This window comes from Kutzneria sp. NPDC052558, assembly GCF_044547355.1.
In the GTDB taxonomy this organism is placed as follows: domain Bacteria; phylum Actinomycetota; class Actinomycetes; order Mycobacteriales; family Pseudonocardiaceae; genus Kutzneria.
Map to the genome: position 1 here is coordinate 161,026 of NZ_JBIUAG010000020.1, position 18,161 is coordinate 179,186.

Genomic DNA, 18,161 nt, shown 5'->3' on the forward strand with positions numbered 1-18,161 from the left:
CGCGAGCTGTCGGCGGCGGCGTTTCCCCAGAACACCGGAGATTTGTCAGGGTGTCCACTAGGCCGTTCGGGCGATGGGCGCCGGCGGCGGCGACCGGCGGTGCGCGATCGGCTACGTGCCCGGTAGCTCCGTTCGGTCCAGGCCGAGGTCGGCACGGTCGGCGGCGGCGCGGCCGGCGCCCCAGCCGGCGGCGTTGCTCGCGGAGTAGGCCTTCGTCCTGGTCGCCGGGTACATGGCCGCGAACAGCTCATCGACGGCCTTGCCGCGGTCCATGAGCACCGGCAGCAGCCGGTCGTCGGGCTCGGCCAGGGCCGTCTCGGTCACGGCGGCCAGTCGCTCCCCGATGCGATGCGCGTAGGCGACCAGGAAGGACTGGCGGTACGAGCGGATCCGCGACTGCCCGGCGCCGCCGGCGGCGACCAGGGCCCTGGTCGCCTGGAGCAGCAGGGAGGTGGCGAGCAGTTCGGTGATCTCCAGGTCCATCTCGTCGCCCATCACCGCCACGAAGCCGATCTTCTCGTGCACGACCGCGCGGCAGCGGTTGGCGTCGGCGACCACCCCCACCAGCTGCGCCTTGGCCCCCAGATACGGGCTGTCCAGCCAGATCCGACGCGCGGTGGCCACCTGCGGCACGTGCTCGTCGGCGTCGAGCATGGCCCGCTCGACCGCGTGCCGGTTCATCAGCTCCTGGGCCTTGGCCGACAGCGCCTCGGCCTCCTCGGCGAACTCGGTCGACTCGGCCTTGGCCAGCAGGCCCCGGACCCGGGCGAGGATCTTCGGGTCGACGCGGTGCCGGGCCGGCGCGGCCGCGGCCCGGGCGGCCCCGGGCGGCGGCAGGATCACCGGCAGATCGGGCCAGGTGATGATCGTCGCGATCACGGTGAGGACCAGCGACAGGGCCGCGGCTCGGGCGACTCCGTGCCGCTCGATCCACTGGCTCAGGTGCGGATCGCTCGGCCTCCACCAGACGACGGCGTCGATCTGCCGCAGCTGCTCCCGCCAGCGCTCGTGCACGGTCGCGTCGGCGTGCTGCGCGGCATCGGCGGCGATCACGTCCGTGACGAGCTGGACCGCCGGCTCGCCCAGCTCCTTGCCCAGGTGCCGCACGATGTCGTAGGGCAGCCAGCCCACCCGGCACATGCGGCTCACGACGTGCCGCAGCGCCAGGTCCACACCGGCGTCCGCGGCCCGAACGGGCTGGCTGCGCAACAACGTGACGACTTCGGCCAGCACCTCGGTCTCGCCGCCGAAAGCATGGCGGCGGGCGGCCTCGAACACCGCGTCCCGCACGACTTCGGCCAGTGGCGGCTCGTCGTGGAAGTCGGTCCATTGCTCACGCGTGGGGCGGCGGTCGCGCGCCTTCTTCTTGGCCGCGCGCCGTTCCCTGTTGCGAGTGCCCACCGGTGTCTCTCCTGTTCTCGCCGCGGAACAGGACACTACCGAGGACCCCTGACACGGGTGAGGCGGGCCGGTCCCCGGATGGCCGGTGACCGGGCCCGCCTCTTCTCACTCACGAAGCCGCCGCCACGTCCTTCGTGAGCGGTCCTGGGTTCAGCCGATGCCGACGCTGAACACGTGGAAACTGCCGCCCTGCACGGTGCCCGGCAGGGTGATGCTCTTGACCTGCTTGCCGGCCGGCAACGCGATCGGGGCGGTGGCGAACAGGTACACCTTGAGCTGCTGGGAGGTGCCGCCGCCGGCGTTGCGGTAGGTCATGGAGACGACGGTCCGGTTGTTGTAGGCCACCGGCGATCCGCCGCCGCCCAGGGCCCAGTCGGAGAAGCCGACCGACGCGGTCTGGGTGGTGCCGTCGGTGTAGGTGATGGTCAGGTTGCCCGAGGCGTTGCCGTTGCCGGCGCTGCCGAGCAGCGACAGCTGGGTGGCCCCGGCCGGCGCGTCGATGGTGATGGTCTGCCCGCCGGCGTTGACATTGTCGAGCTCGCCCACCGGCACGTTGGGCCAGACGAACTTGAGGCCGTCGGAGTCGGTGATGGTGGAGCCGGGGTTGACCCCGTTGGCCGCCAGCGCGTTGCGCGAGTAGCTCCAGCCGCCGCCGTCGTAGTTGCCGATCTGCTGGTTGTCGTCGGGCGAGGTGCCGATGTTGTTGTACGTGGCCCGGAGACTGCCGGGCTGGGCCACCAGCACGGCCAGGGTGGAGCCGCTGATGGCGGTTCCGTTGGCGGTGTAGGAGATCGGGATGCTGTAGGTCTGCTCGGCGGTGCCGGGCGCGACCGACACGGTGACCTGGGCGCTGGCCTTGCCGCCGGCGTCGGCGGTCAGGTCGCCGGAGGACGGGGTGATGGTGAGCCCGGCCGGCGCGGTGGCCGTCCAGTGCACCTTGCTGCCCTGCCCGGAGAGGTCCTGCACGCCGACGCTGGCGGTGGCGGAGCCGCCGCCCGGCGCGACGATCCGGGACGGGTCGACGAAGGTGCTCTGGTTGACGGCCCCGTCGGTGAACGAGGGCGGCGCGTCGGCGCGGTCCGCGCCCCAGCCGGTGTTGGGCGTGGACGACAGCGAGAAGTCCAGCGTGCCACCGGTGTTGACGAACGACTCGGGCAGCCACGGCTTGGTCCAGGCCTGGCCGTTGAGCTTGAGCGAGCTGATGTACGGCGTCGAGGTGGACGCGCCCGGGGCGTTGATGGTGATCTTCTGCCCGCCCGGCCGGGTGATCACGGCGCTGGTGAACTCCGGCGTGTTCAGGGTCATCTCGGCGCGGCCCGGGATCTCCGGGTAGATGCCGAGCGCGGCCCACACGTACCAGGACGACATCTCACCGAGGTCGTCGTTGCCGACCAGGCCGTTGGGCCCGGCCTTCCAGATCTGCTGGCGGATATTGTTGACCAGCGCCTGCGCCTTGTACGGCTGCCCGGTGTAGTCGTAGATCCACGGCGTCTGCAGGGTGGGCTCGTTGCCCAGGAACGCGTGCGGGTCGCTGGTGCCGGCGTTGAGCTTGGTGAAGAACTCGTCCAGCCGCGCGTTCACGGCGTCGTTGCCGCCGAGCGCCGTGATCAGGCCGCTGTAGTTGTACGGCACCATCCACGTGTACTGCGCGCCGTTGCCCTCGGTGTAGCCGCCGGGGTCGGCCGGGCTGAACGGGCTGGCGAACGAGCCGTTGGCCGCCCGCGGCTGGAGGTAGCCGGTGGCCGGGTTGTAGAGGTTCTGCCAGTTCTGGGCCCGCTTGATGAAGGCGTTGTACGTGGCCGAGTCGCCCAGGCGCCGGGCCAACTGCGCGATGGAGAAGTCGGCGCTGGTGTACTCCAGCGTGTCGGAGGCGACGCCGGGCACATAGCCGAGCTTCAGGTAGTTGGCCAGGCCGGGCCGTTCCTGGTAGCCGACGGTCGGCTGGGTGGCCCCGCGTTCCATCAGCAGCAGCGCCTGGTTGGCGTCGAAGTTCTTGGCCCCGAAGGCATACGCCGTGGACACGATGATGTGGTACGGGTCGCCGTTCATCACGCCGGTGTAGTCGTTGGCGACCGTCCAGCGGTCCCAGGACCCGCCCTGCGCGGCGAACTGCACCATCGAGTTGGCGATGTCGGAGGTCTCGTTGGGCGCCAGCAGCGCCAGCAGCTGGGTCTCGGATCTGTATATGTCCCAACCGGAGAAGTTGGTGTAGATCGCGTGTCCCTTGGCGGCCTTGTGGATCTGGCCGTCGAAGCCGGGGTACTGCCCGTCCGAGTCGGAGAACACGTTGGGCTGCAACAGGGAGTGGTACAGCGCGGTGTAGAAGATGGTCTTCTGGTCGTTGCTGCCGCCGGTCACCGCGATCTGGTTGAGCCGGGCGTTCCAGGCCGCCCGGGCGTCCGCCGCGACCTGGTCGAAGCTCTTGTTCGCGTTCTCCGCCTTGATGTTGGCCTTGGCGCCGTCCACCGACACGAAGGACACGCCGACCTTCACGTTGACGGTCGGGGACTTGGTGTTGTCGAAGGTGACGTACGCGCCGCTGCCGGGCCCGGAGACGGTGGTGTCCTGGGGCTTCACCGACTGCGACTTGACGTCGGCCTTGGCCTTGGCCGCCGACGGGTCGGCGGTGTTGGGGGCGCTGGTCACCGGGGCCTTGGGCAGCGAGGTGCCGCGCTCGGTGTCCTTGCCCGGCGTCACCGCGCCGTTGTGCCAGGTGCCGGTGCTGGCGAAGTTCTGGTCGAACTGGGCGTAGAAGTAGACCCGGTAGTGGTCGCTGGCCCCGCAGAAGTGGCCGCTGGCGGCGTAGCCGCTGATGTAGTTCTTGCCGATGGTGACCGAGGCGTCGTCGGTGCCCATGATCGAGCCGGACACGTTGACCAGCAACGTGGAGGTGGGCCCGACCGGCCAGGTGAAGCGGCCGGCGCCGGTGCGCTGGGTGGTGGACAGCTCGACCTTGGCCCCGTTGTCCAGGCTCACGCCGTAGGAGCCGGCGGTCACCTTCTCGCCTGCGTGCGAGAAGGTGGAGATGTACTTCATCGGGTTGGCCGCGGGCGAGTCGGTGATGTCGCCGACCACCGGCATGAACGGGATGTCCTGGTAGGTGTCGCAGCCCGCGCCGGACAGGTGGGTCAGGCTGAAGCCCTTGATCCGGTTGTCCTGGTAGTAGTACCCGCCGTGCTGGAGCGTCACGGTGTCCGGACTCCACTGCACCATGCCGAACGGCACGTCCGCGCCCGGGTAGGTGTTGGCGGCCCCGCCGCCGGTGCCCATGTCGGCGTCGCCGGGCTGGGTCCCGATGTAGGGATCCACCCATTGGGCGAGGTCCTGGGCCTTGGGCGTGGGCGCGGCGGTCGCGGCCGTCGCCATGAATGGCGACACCACCATCGCCAGCGCCGTGCCGATCACCGCCGCGGCGCGCCAGCGCCGTCTCGGTATTCCGCTCATCACGCGGTCGCCTCCCGTGGCTCGAACGCAGGTACGTCGAGCGGCGGACGTGACAACCTTGTCGCGACGCCCGGCGGGTCCGCTCGACCCGGGGGCAACACTGCGGAGCGTGTTGGTTCCGCGTCAAGACGCGACCGTTGACCCTGTCCGCTTCCGGACAACGCTCGTGGTCCGTATGCAGCAACGACGCACGTTAACAGTGTGAAGAGGCAAAACGGGCCCGATAACGGTTGCGCCCCGCCCTTCGTACTTGACCGGTTCACAACCATTGACAAGCCGTGTGGGGATCCGGTGAGATCGCGCCATCATGACAACGTTGTCGAGCCTCGGTCCACGACGGGTCCGCCGCGCCACCATGAGCGACGTGGCGAGGCTGGCCGGGGTCAGCATCAAAACGGTCTCCCGCGTGGTCAACGACGAACCGGGAGTGCACCCCGCCACCGCCGAGCGCGTGCTGGCGGCCATCGACCAGCTCGGGTTCCGCCGCAACCTGGGCGCCCGCAACCTCCGCCGCGGCTCCTCCACCGGCACCATCGGCATGGTGCTGGAGGACGTCGGCAACCCCTTCTACTCCGGTATCACCCGGGCCGTCGAGGAAGTCGCCCGACAGTACGGCCGACAGGTGCTCACCGGCTCGTCGGACGAGGACCCGGGCCGCGAGCGCGAGCTGGCCCTGGAGTTCTGCGCCCGCCGGGTGGACGGCATGCTCGTGGTGCCGGCCGGCATGCAGCACGGCTACCTGGTGCCGGAGATGCGCGCCGGCATGCCGGTGGTGTTCCTGGACCGCCCGGCCGGCGACGTCGTCGCCGACACCGTGCTGGTGGACAACATCGGCGGCACCGTGCTGGCCGTGCGCCACCTGGCCGCCCACGGCCACAACCGCATCGCCTTCCTCGGCGACGCCCCGGACATCTTCACCGCCAACGAGCGGCTGCGCGGCTTCCGCGAGGGCTGCGTGCGCGCCGGCATCCGCTACGACGAGGACCTGGTGGCGATGGGCCCGCACGACGAGCGCGGCATCGCCGAGGTGCTGCGCCGCATCGGCGAGCACCGGCAGCCGGCCACCGCCATCGTCACCGGCAACAACCGGATCACCGTGCACCTGTTGCGGGTGCTGGCCGGCAGACCCAACCGCCCCGCCCTGGTCGGCTTCGACGACTTCGAGCTGGCCGACCTGATCGACCCGCCGGTGACCGTGATCGCGCACGACGCGAGCGCCATCGGCAAGGCCGCCGCCGAACTGCTGTTCTCCCGTCTTGACGGGGACACCTCCCCGCCGCGGCGGGTCGTGCTACCGGTGCGTTTGGTACCCCGTGGATCAGGAGAAATGCGACCGTGAGTGATGTTCTGCGGCCCGTTCGGTTGGCCGCCAACCAGCCCCGGCAGTTCTACCGGGGCGGCGCGGCGATCGCCGAGCTGCGTGGCCTGCCGGCCACCGCCGAGTTCGGCCCCGAGGACTGGGTGGGCTCGATCACCAGCCAGTTCGGCAAGACGGCCGGCCCGTCGCCGCTGCCCGACGGCACCCTGCTGCGGGACGCGGTGGCGGCCGACCCGACGGCCTGGCTGGGCGCGGCGCACGTCGCCGAGTACGGGGCCGACACCGCGCTGCTGGTGAAGCTGCTGGACGCGGGCCAGCGGCTGCCGGTGCACTACCACCCGTCCGACGCGTTCGCGGCCGACCACCTCAACTGCCGGCACGGCAAGACCGAGGCCTGGATCGTGGTCGGCACCACGGGTTCCAACCCGACCGTCCACATCGGATTCAAGGCCGACGCCGACCCGGCCGTGGTGGACAACTGGGTGACCGCGCAGGACCGCAGGGCCATGCTGGACGCGCTGAACACGGTGCCGGTCAAGGCCGGCGACACGGTGTTCATCCCGGCCGGGCTGCCGCACGCCATCGGCGAGGGCGTGTTCATCGTCGAGCTCCAGCAGCCCACCGACTTCTCCATCACCATCGAGTGGCAGGGCTTCCTCGACGGGCCGGACTCGTGGCATCTGGGCCTGGGCCAGGCCACCGCGCTGGAGGCGCTGGACCGGTCCGGCTGGGCCGACCGCCTGGACACCATCGTCAAGCACACCGCGGGCGACCGATCGTCCATTGTGGACCTGTTGCCCAACAGCGACTTCTTCCGCGCGCAGCGGCTGCACGCGGACTCCGCCATCGAGCTGGACCCGTCCTTCGCCGTGCTGGTGGCGCTGGAGGGCGAGGGCCGCCTGCACGTCGAGGGCGGCGACCCGATCACCGTCCGCCGCGGCGACACGTTCGTCCTGCCCTATTCGGCCGGAACGTCCAAGTTGGACGGTGGACTGGTCGCCGTCCGGTGTCTACCCCCGGAGGTTCGCGCATGAGCGAGCTCGCGAGCGAATCATTCAGCACAGTCCGTCCGGGAACGCGGACACCGAGCGCCAGCGAGGTGCCGCAGTGACCGCGCCGTTGCTGGAGGCGAGGTCGCTCGTCAAGCACTACGGCAGCGTCGAGGCGCTGCGCGGGGCCTCGTTCGCGGTGTCCGCGGGCGAGGTCGTCTCGCTGATCGGCGACAACGGCGCCGGCAAGTCCACGTTCATCAAATGCCTGTCCGGCGCGGAGCAGCCCGACTCGGGCGAAATCCTGTTCGAGGGCAAGCAGATCCACCTGGACTCGCCGACCGCCGCGCGGTCGCTCGGGATCGAGACGGTGTACCAGGACCTGGCCGTCGCGCCCGACCTGGACCCGGCGGCCAACCTCTACCTGGGCCGGGAGATCAAGCGCAGGGGCTTGCTCGGCGCGCTGGGCATGCTGGACAAGAAGGAGATGCGCCGCAAGGCCGCCGAGGAGTTCAGCCGGCTCGGCGTCACCCTGCAGAGCGTGGACGTGCCGATCGCGGCGCTGTCCGGCGGGCAGCGCCAGAGCGTGGCCGTGGCCCGCTCGGTGGTGTGGGCCAGCAAGGTCGTGTTCATGGACGAGCCCACCGCCGCTTTGGGCGTGGTGCAGCGGGAACGGGTGCTTGACGTGATCCGCAAGGTCCGCGACCAGGGCATCGGCGTCGTGCTGATCAGCCACAACATGCCCGAGGTGCTGTCGGTGTCCGACCGCGTCGAGGTGCTGCGGCTGGGCAAGCGAGTGGCCCGGTTCAAGGCCTCGGAGGCGTCGTTGGAGGACCTCGTCGGCGCGATGACCGGCGCGCTGGTGCAGGAGGACGCATCGTGAGCACCGAAACCCTTCCCCAGCAGGAAGAAAAGCGTCCCCTGGCCCGGCGGCTGGTCGGCGCCAACACGCTGTGGATCGCCCTGGTGCTGCTGGGCCTGGTCGTCGTGTTCGGCATCATCGATCCCAGCGGGATCCTCAACATCACCAACCTTCAGTTCCTGCTCATCGAGACCTCGGTGCTCCTGGTGCTGTCGGTCGGCATGACGTTCGTGATCATCACCTCCGGCATCGACCTGTCGGTGGGCTCCGTGCTGGTGTTCTCCGGCATCACCTCGGCGCTGGTCATGAACGCCATGTCCGGCGGCGACTCCACCGAGGCCGGCTGGGGCGTGATCATCGTCGGCCTGCTGGTCGCGGTGGCCAGCGGCGCGGCCTGGGGCGTGCTCAACGGGCTGCTCATCGCCCGGGCCAAGATCCCGGCGCTGATCGTCACGCTCGGCTCGTTCGGGGCCGCGCTCGGGGCCGGCGAACTGCTGACCGGCGGCTCGGACGTGCGCAGCGTGCCGTCCGCGCTGGCCAAGTCGCTCGGCTCGGGCACGGTGCTCGGCGGCATCCCGAGCATGGTGGTGCTGGCCGCGGTGGTGACCGCGATCGGGGCGTGGCTGCTGAGCACCACCCGCTTCGGCCGCTACACCTACGCCATCGGCTCCAACGAGGTGGCCGCGCAGCGCACCGGCATCAGCGTGACCCGACACCTCGTGCTCGTGTACGCGCTGTCCGGCGTGCTTGCCGGGCTGGCCGGCTTCATGTCGCTGGCGTACTTCACCACCACCACGCTGACCAGCCACAGCACGGACAACCTGAACGCGATCGCCGGCGTGGTGCTCGGCGGCACCAGCCTGTTCGGCGGTGTGGGGTCGGTCATCGGCACGGTGATCGGCGTGTTCATCCCCGCGGTGCTCAACAAGGGCTTCACGATCATCGGGGTGAACGTCTTCTGGCAGCCCATCGCGGTCGCCATCGTGCTGGTCGCGGCGGTCTGGTTCGACCAGGTGCGCCGCCGGGCCCGCAACCAGCGCTGACTCCTGGGCAAGAAAGGTCTATCAACGATGACAGACAGCAGAAGGATCGCCGGCCTCGCAGCGCTGGCCGCAGTCTCGTTGCTCGCCACCGCATGTGGCGGGCAGGTCGGGCAGTCCGCGGGCAGCACCGGATCGTCCAGTTCGGACAACAAGAGCCTGGTGCTGATCCCGGGTGTGTCGGCCGAGCCGTTCTACATCTCCATGCAGTGCGGGGCCGAGGCCGAGGCGAAGGCCAAGGGCTACACCCTCAAGACCCAGGCCCCGCAGAACTTCAACCCGGCCGACCAGACGCCGATCGTCACCGGCATTCTGGCCAACAAGCCCGCAGCCGTGCTCATCGCGCCCACCGACGACAAGGCCATGGCCGCGCCGATGAAGCAGCTCAAGGACGCCGGCGTCAAGGTCGTCGAGGTCGACACCTCGTTGCAGGACACCTCGGTCGCCGAGTCCTCCATCTCCTCCAACAACGAGCAGGGCGGCAAGCTGGCCGCCGACACCCTGGCCAAGCTCGTGGGTGACAAGAAGGGCTCGGTGCTGGTGCTCAACACCATCGCCGGCACCTCCACCACCGACGCCCGGGAGAAGGGCTTCAAGGAAGAGATCGCCAAGTACCCGAACCTGAGCTACGTCGGCCAGCAGTACACCAACAACGACGCCGCCCAGTCGGCCCAGAAGGTCACCGCGACGCTGTCCAGCACGCCCGACCTGGTCGGCATCTTCGCCACCAACCTCAACACCGGTGAAGGCGCCGCCACCGGCCTGCGCACCGCCGGCAAGACCGGCGCGGTCAACCTGGTCGGCTTCGACGCCAGCCCCAAGGAGGTCAGCGACCTCAAGGACGGCAGCTTCCAGGCGCTGATCGCCCAGGACCCCGCCACCATCGGCAAGGACGGCGTCGACCAGGCCATCGCCTCGCTGACCGGCGGCTCGGTGACCCGCACCATCTCCACCGACCTGGTGTCCATCACCAAGGACAACATGGACCAGCAGTCGAAGTACTTCTACAAGTCCAGCTGCTGAGGCGCGCTGTCAGCGCGGCAGTACCGCTTGGCCGATCACCGGCGGGCCGTTCACCGCAGAAATCGCGGCGAACGGCCCGTTTTTCGCCTCACAGCTGTGACGTTGAGTTAGCGTTCGACACTCAAAGTCAGCAACGGGCCGACAAAGCGAGGAAGGGGGCGCATCCTTTACCCATGAGTGCAGCACTGCAACACGACCCGGAAGACCAGCAGCCCAACCGCACGACCAAGGTGAGCAGCAAGAATCAGATCACGCTGCCGGTCGCAGCCTTGACTGCGGCACATGTAAAGGCCGGCGACGTCCTCCGGGTCACGGTGGTGGGTGACGGCGTGCTCAGGCTCGTTCGGCAGGAGGACGCCGTGCTCGCGTTGATCGGTTCGGCGCCGGGTCTGTCCGCCGCGACCAACCTGGAAGAACTGAGGAACGAGTGGGAAAAGTAGTACTCGACTCCAGCGTCGTAGTGGCGGTGATGGACAAGCACGACGCCCATCACCAGACGGCCGTGGCCGAACTGGTGCGCATGAACGAGGCGAAGACGTTGTTCATCCTGCCGGCCGTCGTTCTGTCCGAGGTGCTCGTGGGCAGCGCTCGCCAGGGCGACGACACCGTCGAGCTGCGGCGGGCCATGCTGGCCGAGGCGTTCGGCCGCGCCAGAGTGATCGACGAGGAGGTCGGCGTGCGGGCCGTGAAGCTGCGCGCCAGGCACCAATCGCTGCGCCTGCCTGACGCGCTCGTCATCGCCACCGGCATTGTGGACGACGTCGACACCGTGCTCACCGCCGACAAACGCTGGGCGGGCATCGACGACCGTGTGCAGGTCCTGGGATAGGAGCCTGTCCCCAGACCTCCATTCGCCCTGACGCTGAGCGCGACTCGCCGGGGTGGGGGTCAGCGCCGGGACTTGGCGGCGGCGCGGGCGGTCGCGCGGGCGCGGTCGGCAGCGGCGGAAGCCTTCGCGGCAGCGGCCCTGGCTCGGCGAGCTGCGCCGGAATCCTTGGGCTCCAAGGCTTTCAGGCTCGCCTCCAGCGCCGTCAGCAGATCACCGGAGCCGTTGGGCTGGATCGGCACCTCGGGCCGGATCACCTCGCTGCCGGCGGCCTTGGCCTCGATCAGCTCGTCCAGGGCCGCGCGGTAGGCGTCGGTGTGCTCGGCGGGATCGAAATCCCGGGCCAGGTGGTCGATCAGGGCGGTGGCGGCCTTGAGCTCGGGCAGCCGGATGTCCACGTCCTCGTCCAGGAACGGGAAGTCCGGCCGGCGAATCTCGTTGGGCCACACCAGGGTCTGCAGCACGAGCACGCCGTCGCGGACCCGCACCACCCCCATGGTCTCCCGCTGCCGGAAGGCCACCTTGATCACCGCGACCTTGCCCGACCGGCGCAGCGCCTCGGCGAACAGCACATACGGGCGCACGCCGTTGGCGTCGGGCTCCAGGTAGTAGCCGCGGGACAGGTGCAGCGAGTCGATCTGCTCGGGCGGCGCGAAGCCGTGCACGGCGATGGTGCGCAGCGTCGGCACCGGCAGGGTGGCCAGATCCTCGTCGGTGATCAGCACGACGTCCCCGCCGCCGGTCTCCGCGGCCCGCCCCACCTCGGCCGCAGGCACCTCCGCGCCGTCGATCTCACAGAACCGGGTCAGCCGGATCCGGCCGCCGTCGGCGGCGTGCACCAGGTGCAGCCCGAGCCCGCGCTCCTCGGTCGCCCGGTACGCCTTGACGGGAATGCTCACGAGCCCGAATCCGATGCTGCCCTTCCAGAAGCTGCGCAAAGTCGACCCCTCCTCGACGATGGCCACGTCATTGCGGCGGGGGAAGCACCTCAGTGGCGCGCGAAAACGCGTGCCATCCAGGGTAAGCGCCGGGATCGGAGCGGTTGCTGCTACGAACGGGTGTCGTCGCCGTCGGCGTCTTCCAGGAACGGCAAGGCTTCCTCTAGGGCATCCGCCGTAGAGTCGGCTGCGTCGGCCGCCTCAGTCAGTACCTCGGACAGCTCAGTCCATTCGAGCACCCGGCCCTCCAACGTTACGGAACGAGGCTGCCCGCCGACCGCGTTGAGGGAGATGTTCTTCAGCGCCACCGCCAGCTGCCGCTGGGCCCGCGTCAGGATCGGCACGATCGTGGCGATGTCGTCCTGGTCGGTTATCCGGGCCCCGGCAAGCGCGGCCGCGCACGACTCCAGGTGAGCCGCGGCCACCGTCGCCGGCATGATCGAAGCACCAGTCACGCCCGCCATCCTGCCACCGCCGCCCCACTCGACGCCCCCCGACCGCCCCCCGATCGCCCCCCGATCGCTTGGAAGGGGGCTTTCCTCCACTCTGAGTGGAGGAAAGCCCCCTTCCAAGCGTCAAAAGCCGGGGGGTCAGGGGGTGGCGAGGGCGGTGATGAGGTCGGCGGCGGCGGTGTAGGGGTCCAGCTCGCCGGTGGCGACGCGTTTGGCCAGCTGGTCCAGGGCGGTGCCGCCGCGCAGGTCGCCGAGGCGGGAACGCAGCTGCGCCAGGGCGATGGCCTCGACCTCGGCGGCGGCGCGGGCCTGCCGGCGCTGCTCCAGCTCGCCCCGGTCGACCAGCCACCGCCGGTGCTGGCCGATGGCCTCGACCAGCTCGTCGATCCCCTCGCCCTGCGCGGCGACGGCCCGCACCACGGGCGGCCGCCAGCTGGGCCCGGGTCGTTCCCGGCGGGCCAGCGACAGCCCGTGCTTGAGCTCCCGGACGGTGCGGTCGGCGCCGTCCCGGTCGGCCTTGTTCACCACGAAGACGTCGGCGATCTCCAGGATGCCGGCCTTGGCCGCCTGGATGCCGTCGCCCATGCCCGGCGCGACCAGCACCAGGGTGGTGTCGGCCAGCCCGGCCACCTCGACCTCGGACTGCCCGACGCCGACGGTCTCGATCAGCACCACGTCGCAGCCGGCGGCGTCCAGCACCCGCAGCGCCTGGGGCGTGGCCCAGGACAGGCCGCCGAGATGCCCGCGGCTGGCCATGGAGCGGATGAACACGCCGGCGTCGGTGGCGTGCTCCTGCATCCGCACCCGGTCGCCGAGCAGCGCCCCGCCGGAGAACGGCGATGACGGGTCCACGGCCAGCACGCCGACGCGAAGTTCCTTGCGCCGCAACGCGGTCACCAGCTGCGAGGTCATCGTCGACTTGCCGACGCCGGGCGCGCCGGTGAGGCCGATGACCTGGGCCCGCCCGGTGTGCGGGGCGAGCGCGGCGGCCACGGCCCGCAGCTGCGGGCTGGCGTCCTCGACGAGCGAGATCAGCCGCGCGACCGCCCTCGGCTCGCCCGACCTGGCCCGTGCGACCAGGTCGGGCACATCGACGACGCGGGCCACGGAGTCAGTTCTTGGGCACGCGCACGATCAACGCGTCGCCCTGGCCGCCACCGCCGCACAGCGCGGCCGCGCCGACCCCGCCGCCACGGCGCTTGAGCTCCAGCGCCAGGTGCAGCACGATGCGGGCGCCGGACATGCCGATCGGGTGGCCCAGCGCGATGGCGCCGCCGTTCACGTTGACCTTGTCCTCGGACACGCCGAGCTTGCGGGCCGACACCACGCCGACCGCGGCGAAGGCCTCGTTGATCTCGACCAGGTCCAGGTCGGCCGGGTCGATGCCCTCCTTGGCGCAGGCCTTGCGGATCGCGTTGGACGGCTGCTCGTGCAGGCTGGCGTCGGGGCCGGCGACCACGCCGTGCGCGCCGATCTCGGCCAGCCAGCTCAGGCCCAGCTCCTCGGCCTTGGCCTTGCTCATCACCACGACCGCGGCGGCGCCGTCGGAGATCTGCGACGCGGAGCCGGCGGTGATGGTGCCGTCGGCGGCGAAGGCCGGGCGCAGCCGGGCCAGCGTCTCCACGGTGGTGTCGCCGCGCACGCCCTCGTCGGTGCTGAACAGCACCGGGTCGCCCTTGCGCTGCGGGATGGGGACCGGCACGACCTCGTCGTCGAAGATCCCGTTCCTCGCCGCCTCGGCCGCCCGCTGGTGCGAACGGGCCGAGAACGCGTCCTGCTCCTCGCGGGTCAGGCCGTAGCGGGCGTTGTGCTTCTCGGTGGAAGAGCCCATGGCGACCTGGTCGAACGCGCAGAACAGGCCGTCGTAGGCCATGTGGTCCTGCATCGTCACGTCGCCGTACTTGAAGCCCGGGCGGGACTTGGGCAGCAGGTGCGGGGCCTGGGTCATGGACTCCTGGCCGCCGGCCACCACGATGTCGAACTCGCCGGCCCGGATCAGCTGGTCGGCCAGCGCGATGGCGTCGATGCCGGACAGGCACACCTTGTTGATGGTCAGCGCGGGCACGTCCATCGGGATGCCGGCGGCCACCGCGGCCTGCCGGGCCGGGATCTGGCCGGCGCCCGCGGTCAGCACCTGGCCCATGATCACGTAGTCGACCTGCTCGGGTCGGACCCCGGCCCGCTCCAGCGCGCCCTTGATGGCGACGCCACCGAGTTGGGCTCCGGAGAAGTCCTTGAGCGAGCCGAGCAGTCGTCCCATCGGGGTGCGGGCCCCCGCGACGATGACGGAACCGGACACGACAGCCTCCAGCGGCGATGCGGGCGGTGGTCTTGTGGACCATACCGCCCGGTAACTTGGCCTGCGGCTGTGAGTAGCCGCACAACCAGCGGTTCTAGTGATAACGGGAATTCAGGCTACTACCCTGCGGTGGCATGACTCTGCGCGCTGAGCTGGGCGACCTCGTCACCGCCATCGACCACGTCGGCATCGCGGTGCCCGACCTGGACGCCGCGATCGCCTTCCACCGGGAGACCTTCGGCCTGGAAGTGGCCCACGAGGAGGTCAACGAGGAGCAGGGCGTGCGCGAGGCCATGCTGCGGGCCCCCGGCGACACCACCGGCGCGGCCATCCAGCTGCTCGCGCCGTCCCGGCCGGACTCCACCATCGCCAAGTTCCTGGACCGCAGCGGCCCGGGCCTGCAGCAGCTTGCCCTGCGGGTGACCGACGTGGACGCCGCCTGCGACGCGCTGCGGGCCAAGGGCCTGCGGGTGCTGTTCGAGAAGCCCAAGCGCGGCACCTCCGACAGCCGGGTGAACTTCGTGCACCCCAAGGACGCCGGCGGCGTGCTGGTCGAGCTGGTGCAGCCGGCCGAGAGTCACTGAGTCAGAGCAGTCCCGACCGCATCGCCGCCGCCACGGCGTGCGGTCGGTTGCGCAGGCCGAGCCGGCGCAACAGCACCTCCAGCACGTTCTTCACGCCGCGTTCGCTCAGGCCGAGCTCGCGGCCGTCGGCCAGCAGGCGGACCACGTCCAGCTCACGGCGTGGGCCGCGACAACCACTCGATTCACGGAAATCAGCGTAACCAGCGAATTCCACGCCTCGGCCGATCTTGACCCGATCTTCCGCGAACGGCCCGGAATGCCGGCCAGGGCGTCCGAAAAGGAAAGGGAAATGCCTCACCCGATCGGGTGGACCTACGGCGCCCCGGCGCCCAGTGCGAGGGCGTCGGCGATGAAGGCCAGCTCCCGCTCCATCGTCACCCGGCCGGGATCGGGCTCGGCCTCGTGGCGGGCCACCGAGTGCTGGTAGCTGACCGCCAGGGCCAGCAGCTCGGCCGCGCTGTCCACGTCGGCCTTGCACTGGACCTCGCTGCCGGCGGCCATGATCACCTTGCGGATCACCGCGACCAGGTGCCGGAACCGTCCCTGCAACGCGTCCCGCACGGTGTGGTGGGTGTCGGCCTCGCGGTAGAGCAGGCTGCTCAGCACCGGCGACTCCTGGCGGCGGCGGTCCAGCTCGGCCAGCAGCCGGCGCAGGCTGCCGGCCACGTCGCCGGCCACGACCACCCCGGACAGGTCGACGCGCTCGTCGGGCAACCGCTCGACGAGCGCGACCAGGAGATCGGGCTTGCGTTTGAAGTAGTAGTGCACGAGCCCCTTGGGCACGCCGGCCCGCTCGGCGATCCTCGAGGTGGGGGTGGCCTCGAACCCGGTCTCGGCGAACAGTTCCTCCGCCGCCGTCAGGATTCGCTCCCTGGCCGGCATGTCCTGCGCCACCCGCACCTCACCACATCGTCAGTGTGATCCGGCCAGTCCGCGGTGCGCGGACGTCGCCACCGGCAGGGCCACCGCGCCCGCGAGCACGGTCAGCACGCCGCCGACCCAGGACACCCAGGACGCGCCCGACATCGCGGTGTAGCCCATCACCCAGGGTGCCACGAACAGCAGCACTCCGAGGACGATCTGCACCCACTCGCCGGCCACCAAACTGGGGGACGCCAGCGACCACAGCCCGTCGAGCACGACGAGCACACCGAGGACGACCATCGTCCACGCCGCGGCCGTCGAGGTCGTCACGACGATCGGCGAGAGCGCCACCAGCGCGCCGATCACGACCTCGGTCCAGTCCTGCCACCTAGTCCATGACTTGGCCATTTGAACCCCTCCACATCCTCGTGGGATACGCAGATCATGCGCCTTGGTTGGCCGGCCGGTCAAGGACTGTGACCGTGTAGACATCCAGCCTCTGAGCAGCAGTTCTCCCACCGAGGTGAGGCTGTGCCGGACCGAGTTGGCGCACCGCTCGCTGGCCACCAGGCCGGCCTTGCGCAACACCGTGGCGTGCTCGCTGGCACTGGCTGCCGCAGCCGTTCGACCATCGGGTGAGATCCGTGTCGATTTCGCGTTCGCGCAGCCGGTGCACGCTCAGGACCGATTCCCAGAGCGGGTCGAAATCCTCGGCCACGACGATTCCGGCCAGATCCCGGCGTGTGAAATGAATTCGCAACACTGTCACCACTCCAGTCAACGGCTCCCCAACCGCCGACCGGAGTCTGACCGCCACCCATTCGCGCCCGCCAGCCTTTCAGCCCGAACCGAAAGGTGGAGCCTTTCGGTTCTGCCCGAAAAGCATCGCCTTCCCCTGCGGCCACGCGCACACTCGCCGATGTCCACCATTCGAGAGGGGAAAGCGATGACAATTCGCTTCGCAGCGGCCGCGGTGGCACTGGCCGCCGGGGCCGCGCTCGCCGCGCCGGCCGCATCGGCCGCGCCGCATCAGCTGATCAGGGTCCAGATCTCCAGGGGCGGGGCCTGCTACTCGCAGCCGTCGCAGAGCTCGTCGCACTCCGGCTCCGTGGCCGACCGGCAAATCACCTACTGGGACGGCAGCGCGCCACGCAACGGCTTCCTCTTCATTCAGTGCAGCGGGCCATGGGGTTGGTACTTCCAGAGCTACGTGCACGAGGTGTAGCCGCGGCTACCTGCCGTATGCGGAAAATCGAGTTCTCGCGGTCGGCGTCCCTCGACGGCTTCGTTCGTGGGGCACCGACCGCGCCGACGACGCTGACGGGTGAACCGGGCCACATCCGTGGATCTGTATCGTTACTCGTGGGTAACCTGCCTCCAACCTGCGATCGGACCCATCGAGGCCCCGGAGGCACCGCCGTGCAGAAGATCCTTGACGCCATCCTCGCCGACGAGTTGGACACGCTCGCCCACCTGCCCGTTCCGGAGACCTACCGGGGCGTGACCGTGCACGCCGACGAGGTCGAGGTCTTCGACGGCCTGGCCACCGCGGACAAGGACCCGCGCCGGTCGCTGCACCTGGACGAGGTGCCGACCCCGGAGCTGGGCCCGGGTGAGGCGCTGGTGGCGGTGATGGCCAGCGCCATCAACTACAACACCGTGTGGACCTCGATCTTCGAGCCGTTGTCCACGTTCGGGTTCCTCAAGCGCTACGGGCGCACCTCGCCGTTGGCCGCCCGGCACGACCAGCCGTATCACGTGGTCGGGTCGGACCTGGCCGGTGTGGTGTTGCGGACCGGGCCGGGCGTGCAGGCCTGGAAGCCGGGCGACGAGGTGGTGGCGCACTGCCTGTCGGTGGAGCTGGAGAGCCCGGACGGGCACAGCGACACGATGCTCGACCCGGAGCAGCGGATCTGGGGCTTCGAGACCAACTTCGGCGGGCTGGCCGAGCTGGCGTTGGTCAAGACCAATCAGCTGATGCCCAAGCCGCCCCATCTGACCTGGGAGGAGGCCGCCTCGCCGGGGTTGGTCAACTCCACCGCGTACCGGCAGTTGGTCTCGACCAACGGCGCGAACATGAAGCAGGGCGACACGGTGCTGATCTGGGGCGCCTCGGGTGGG

The 18,161-nt window shown here is 70.2% G+C and carries 20 protein-coding genes; 10 read left to right on the forward strand and 10 right to left on the reverse strand.

What is annotated here, in order from left to right:
- Positions 1 to 111: 111 nt before the first annotated feature.
- Both ACIG5F_RS31450 and ACIG5F_RS31455 read right to left on the reverse strand, forming a co-directional pair.
- Positions 112 to 1,401: a DUF2786 domain-containing protein gene (locus tag ACIG5F_RS31450; RefSeq protein WP_396523526.1), complete on the reverse strand. Its 1,290-nt coding sequence runs from the start codon at positions 1,399 to 1,401 to the stop codon at positions 112 to 114.
- A gap of 150 nt (positions 1,402 to 1,551) precedes the next feature.
- Positions 1,552 to 4,845 (reverse strand): GH92 family glycosyl hydrolase, encoded by a 3,294-nt coding sequence (locus ACIG5F_RS31455; protein ID WP_396523527.1) that lies wholly within the window; start codon positions 4,843 to 4,845, stop codon positions 1,552 to 1,554.
- Between the two features lie 355 nt (positions 4,846 to 5,200).
- On the opposite strand from ACIG5F_RS31455, the gene ACIG5F_RS31460 reads away from it, so the two are divergent.
- The 7 genes from ACIG5F_RS31460 to ACIG5F_RS31490 all read left to right on the forward strand — a co-directional run bounded on the left by ACIG5F_RS31460 (position 5,201) and on the right by ACIG5F_RS31490 (position 10,906).
- Positions 5,201 to 6,184, forward strand: coding sequence for a LacI family DNA-binding transcriptional regulator (locus ACIG5F_RS31460; protein WP_396523553.1), 984 nt, complete (start codon positions 5,201 to 5,203; stop codon positions 6,182 to 6,184).
- Positions 6,181 to 7,197 carry a class I mannose-6-phosphate isomerase gene (locus ACIG5F_RS31465; RefSeq protein WP_396523528.1) on the forward strand — a complete coding sequence of 339 codons (1,017 nt, stop codon included), beginning with the start codon at positions 6,181 to 6,183 and terminating at the stop codon, positions 7,195 to 7,197. The genes ACIG5F_RS31460 and ACIG5F_RS31465 overlap by 4 nt, the downstream gene beginning before the upstream one ends.
- 73 nt (positions 7,198 to 7,270) lie before the next feature.
- A complete protein-coding gene (locus ACIG5F_RS31470) occupies positions 7,271 to 8,035 on the forward strand; it encodes an ATP-binding cassette domain-containing protein (protein WP_396523529.1) in 765 nt (254 codons plus the stop codon).
- A complete protein-coding gene (locus ACIG5F_RS31475; RefSeq protein WP_396523530.1) occupies positions 8,032 to 9,057 on the forward strand; it encodes an ABC transporter permease in 1,026 nt (341 codons plus the stop codon). Before ACIG5F_RS31470 ends, ACIG5F_RS31475 begins: the two co-directional genes overlap by 4 nt.
- A gap of 27 nt (positions 9,058 to 9,084) precedes the next feature.
- Positions 9,085 to 10,077, forward strand: coding sequence for an ABC transporter substrate-binding protein (locus ACIG5F_RS31480; RefSeq protein ID WP_396523531.1), 993 nt, complete (start codon positions 9,085 to 9,087; stop codon positions 10,075 to 10,077).
- Positions 10,078 to 10,250: 173 nt separating this feature from the next.
- Positions 10,251 to 10,517, forward strand: a complete 267-nt coding sequence (locus tag ACIG5F_RS31485; protein WP_396523532.1) for an AbrB/MazE/SpoVT family DNA-binding domain-containing protein — start codon at positions 10,251 to 10,253, stop codon at positions 10,515 to 10,517.
- A gap of 29 nt (positions 10,518 to 10,546) precedes the next feature.
- A complete protein-coding gene (locus ACIG5F_RS31490; protein WP_396523533.1) occupies positions 10,547 to 10,906 on the forward strand; it encodes a type II toxin-antitoxin system VapC family toxin in 360 nt (119 codons plus the stop codon).
- 59 nt (positions 10,907 to 10,965) lie between these two features.
- Here ACIG5F_RS31490 and ACIG5F_RS31495 read toward each other — a convergent pair whose 3' ends face one another.
- From ACIG5F_RS31495 to ACIG5F_RS31510, 4 genes are all read right to left on the reverse strand, one after another.
- Entirely contained in the window at positions 10,966 to 11,841 is an 876-nt protein-coding gene (locus ACIG5F_RS31495) for a Ku protein (protein WP_396523534.1), read from the reverse strand.
- A 110-nt stretch (positions 11,842 to 11,951) separates the two neighbouring features.
- Entirely contained in the window at positions 11,952 to 12,305 is a 354-nt protein-coding gene (locus ACIG5F_RS31500) for a hypothetical protein (protein WP_396523535.1), read from the reverse strand.
- Between the two features lie 126 nt (positions 12,306 to 12,431).
- Positions 12,432 to 13,400 (reverse strand): methylmalonyl Co-A mutase-associated GTPase MeaB, encoded by a 969-nt coding sequence (gene meaB, locus ACIG5F_RS31505; protein WP_396523536.1) that lies wholly within the window; start codon positions 13,398 to 13,400, stop codon positions 12,432 to 12,434.
- A 4-nt stretch (positions 13,401 to 13,404) separates the two neighbouring features.
- Positions 13,405 to 14,592, reverse strand: a complete 1,188-nt coding sequence (locus ACIG5F_RS31510) for an acetyl-CoA C-acetyltransferase (RefSeq protein WP_396523537.1) — start codon at positions 14,590 to 14,592, stop codon at positions 13,405 to 13,407.
- A gap of 134 nt (positions 14,593 to 14,726) precedes the next feature.
- Here ACIG5F_RS31510 and mce point away from each other — a divergent pair, with 134 nt between their 5' ends.
- The gene (mce, locus tag ACIG5F_RS31515) at positions 14,727 to 15,176 is read left to right on the forward strand and encodes a methylmalonyl-CoA epimerase (protein ID WP_396523538.1); all 450 of its coding nucleotides are present in this window, start codon (positions 14,727 to 14,729) and stop codon (positions 15,174 to 15,176) included.
- 1 nt (position 15,177) lies between these two features.
- On the opposite strand, the gene ACIG5F_RS31520 is transcribed toward mce, so the two are convergent.
- From ACIG5F_RS31520 to ACIG5F_RS31535, 4 genes are all read right to left on the reverse strand, one after another.
- The gene (locus ACIG5F_RS31520; RefSeq protein WP_396523539.1) at positions 15,178 to 15,321 is read right to left on the reverse strand and encodes a hypothetical protein; all 144 of its coding nucleotides are present in this window, start codon (positions 15,319 to 15,321) and stop codon (positions 15,178 to 15,180) included.
- Positions 15,322 to 15,488: 167 nt separating this feature from the next.
- Positions 15,489 to 16,058, reverse strand: a complete 570-nt coding sequence (locus tag ACIG5F_RS31525; protein ID WP_396523554.1) for a TetR/AcrR family transcriptional regulator — start codon at positions 16,056 to 16,058, stop codon at positions 15,489 to 15,491.
- 30 nt (positions 16,059 to 16,088) lie between these two features.
- Positions 16,089 to 16,448: an SPW repeat protein gene (locus tag ACIG5F_RS31530; RefSeq protein ID WP_396523540.1), complete on the reverse strand. Its 360-nt coding sequence runs from the start codon at positions 16,446 to 16,448 to the stop codon at positions 16,089 to 16,091.
- Between the two features lie 34 nt (positions 16,449 to 16,482).
- Complete coding sequence (locus ACIG5F_RS31535; RefSeq protein WP_396523541.1) at positions 16,483 to 16,809, reverse strand: hypothetical protein; 327 nt, start codon at positions 16,807 to 16,809, stop codon at positions 16,483 to 16,485.
- Between the two features lie 177 nt (positions 16,810 to 16,986).
- Here ACIG5F_RS31535 and ACIG5F_RS31540 point away from each other — a divergent pair, with 177 nt between their 5' ends.
- Both ACIG5F_RS31540 and ACIG5F_RS31545 read left to right on the forward strand, forming a co-directional pair.
- Positions 16,987 to 17,265 (forward strand): hypothetical protein, encoded by a 279-nt coding sequence (locus tag ACIG5F_RS31540; RefSeq protein ID WP_396523542.1) that lies wholly within the window; start codon positions 16,987 to 16,989, stop codon positions 17,263 to 17,265.
- Positions 17,266 to 17,459: 194 nt separating this feature from the next.
- A partial coding sequence (locus tag ACIG5F_RS31545; protein ID WP_396523543.1) for an alcohol dehydrogenase catalytic domain-containing protein occupies positions 17,460 to 18,161 on the forward strand: 702 nt, incomplete at its 3' end.

What these genes read in the sequence shown, in the direction of transcription:
- ACIG5F_RS31455 (WP_396523527.1), bottom strand. Translation starts at nt 4,845, where the DNA reads ATGAGCGGAATACCGAGACGGCGCTGGCGCGCCGCGGCGGTGATCGGC.
- ACIG5F_RS31460 (WP_396523553.1), top strand. Translation starts at nt 5,201, where the DNA reads ATGAGCGACGTGGCGAGGCTGGCCGGGGTCAGCATCAAAACGGTCTCC.
- ACIG5F_RS31480 (WP_396523531.1), top strand. Translation starts at nt 9,085, where the DNA reads ATGACAGACAGCAGAAGGATCGCCGGCCTCGCAGCGCTGGCCGCAGTC.
- ACIG5F_RS31485 (WP_396523532.1), top strand. Translation starts at nt 10,251, where the DNA reads ATGAGTGCAGCACTGCAACACGACCCGGAAGACCAGCAGCCCAACCGC.
- ACIG5F_RS31490 (WP_396523533.1), top strand. Translation starts at nt 10,547, where the DNA reads ATGGACAAGCACGACGCCCATCACCAGACGGCCGTGGCCGAACTGGTG.
- ACIG5F_RS31500 (WP_396523535.1), bottom strand. Translation starts at nt 12,305, where the DNA reads ATGGCGGGCGTGACTGGTGCTTCGATCATGCCGGCGACGGTGGCCGCG.
- mce (WP_396523538.1), top strand. Translation starts at nt 14,727, where the DNA reads ATGACTCTGCGCGCTGAGCTGGGCGACCTCGTCACCGCCATCGACCAC.
- ACIG5F_RS31525 (WP_396523554.1), bottom strand. Translation starts at nt 16,058, where the DNA reads ATGCCGGCCAGGGAGCGAATCCTGACGGCGGCGGAGGAACTGTTCGCC.
- ACIG5F_RS31530 (WP_396523540.1), bottom strand. Translation starts at nt 16,448, where the DNA reads ATGGCCAAGTCATGGACTAGGTGGCAGGACTGGACCGAGGTCGTGATC.
- ACIG5F_RS31540 (WP_396523542.1), top strand. Translation starts at nt 16,987, where the DNA reads ATGACAATTCGCTTCGCAGCGGCCGCGGTGGCACTGGCCGCCGGGGCC.